The sequence below is a fragment of the Mesorhizobium sp. M7A.F.Ca.CA.004.06.1.1 genome, from assembly GCF_003999135.1.
In the GTDB taxonomy this organism is placed as follows: domain Bacteria; phylum Pseudomonadota; class Alphaproteobacteria; order Rhizobiales; family Rhizobiaceae; genus Mesorhizobium.
This window is the reverse complement of sequence record NZ_RZPQ01001071.1, coordinates 1-1,499: the sequence shown is the minus strand read 5'-3', so window position 1 is coordinate 1,499 and position 1,499 is coordinate 1. Positions and strand designations below refer to the sequence as shown.

Below are 1,499 nucleotides of genomic sequence, written 5' to 3'. Positions count from 1 at the left end.
AGGCTCGCAGATCACGACTTTCTACGAGGAGTCCGCCGAGAAGGTCGCCGAGCACCTCCAGGCAGGCAAGATGGTTGCGGTGCTGTCCGAGGGCGACCCGCTTTTCTACGGCTCCTACATGCATCTGCATGTGCGCCTCGCCCATCGCTTCCCCACCGAAGTCATTCCCGGCGTAACCGCTATGTCCGGCTGCTGGTCGCAGACTGGTATCCCGATCGTCCAGGGCGATGACGTGCTGACCGTGCTGCCCGGCACGATGAGCGAGTTCGAGCTGACGCGCCGGCTGGCTGACACCGATGCCGCCGTCATCATGAAGGTCGGCCGTAACCTGCCAAAGATCAGGCGGGCGCTGGAGGCTACGGCCAAGCTGTCGCGCGCCGTCTATGTCGAGCGCGGCACCATGGCCGGCAGCGTGTCGATGAAGCTGGCCGACAAGCCGGACGACAAGGCGCCCTATTTCGCCATCGTGCTGGTCGCCGGCTGGTCCGGCCGCCCCGGCGCCGTGGGAGCGCAGGCATGAGCGGCCGTCTCACTGTCATCGGCCTTGGGCCCGGCAATGCCGATCAAGTCACTCCGGAAGCCAGCCGCGCCGTCGCCGAGGCGAAATTCTTTTACGGCTACAAACCGTATCTCGACCGGCTGGAATTGCGCCCGGAACAGACCCGCGTCGCTTCCGACAATCGCGAGGAACTCGCCCGCTCCAAGGACGCACTGATCAAAGCCGCCGAGGGCCACGACGTCGCGGTGGTTTCCGGTGGCGACCCCGGCGTGTTCGCCATGGCGGCGGCCGTCTGCGAGGCGATCGAGGCCGGCCCGGCCGAATGGCGCGCGGTCGATGTCGCTGTGGTGCCCGGCATCACCGCCATGCTGGCGGTCGCCGCCCGCATCGGCGCGCCGCTCGGCCATGATTTCTGCGCCATCTCGCTGTCCGACAATCTGAAGCCATGGGAGTTGATCGAACTGCGCCTGCTGGCGGCGGCCGGCGCCGGCTTCGTCATCGCGCTCTATAACCCGATCAGCAAGGCGCGCCCCTGGCAGCTCGGCCGCGCCTTCGAATGCCTGACCGCGATCCTGCCTGGTACCACACCAGTGATTTTCGGCCGCGCCGCCGGCCGCCCGGATGAGCGCATCGAGGTCTATCTGCTGGCCGATGTCGAGGCAGAGAAGGCCGACATGGCGACCTGCATCATCATCGGCTCGCCGGAGACCCGCATCATCAAGCGCGCGGAGAAGCCGGCGCTGGTCTACACGCCGCGCTCGTCCACGGGACGGACAAAATGATCGACCAACACGGTCAGCGCTTCAACGCTTTCAGCCGCGGGAACATCCGGCAAGACTGGCCGTTGGATCATGACCACCTCGAGGCCAAGCGCCCGCGCCGCGGCGATCTTGCCATAAGTCGCTTCGCCGCCGCTGTTCTTGGACACGACGACATCGATGCGTTGCTTTTCGAGCAGCGCGCGTTCCTCCGCCTCACGAAACGGGCCACGGGCCAGAAG

At 66.5% G+C, this 1,499-nt stretch carries 3 protein-coding genes; 2 read left to right on the top strand and 1 reads right to left on the bottom strand.

The features are described from left to right. Together cobI and EN906_RS33920 are read left to right on the top strand one after the other, a co-directional pair. Nucleotides 1–520 (top strand): precorrin-2 C(20)-methyltransferase (gene cobI / locus EN906_RS33925; RefSeq protein WP_127375765.1); only part of this gene is annotated, 520 nt, incomplete at its 5' end. Further along, nucleotides 517–1,281, top strand: coding sequence for a precorrin-3B C(17)-methyltransferase (locus EN906_RS33920; RefSeq protein ID WP_127271898.1), 765 nt, complete (start codon nt 517–519; stop codon nt 1,279–1,281). The genes cobI and EN906_RS33920, both read left to right, overlap by 4 nt. Here the strand turns inward: EN906_RS33920 and EN906_RS33915 are convergent. Continuing rightward, nucleotides 1,245–1,499: precorrin-6A/cobalt-precorrin-6A reductase (locus EN906_RS33915; protein WP_206529254.1), on the bottom strand; the 255-nt coding region annotated here is incomplete at its 5' end. The two genes, EN906_RS33920 and EN906_RS33915, sit on opposite strands and share 37 nt — an antisense overlap.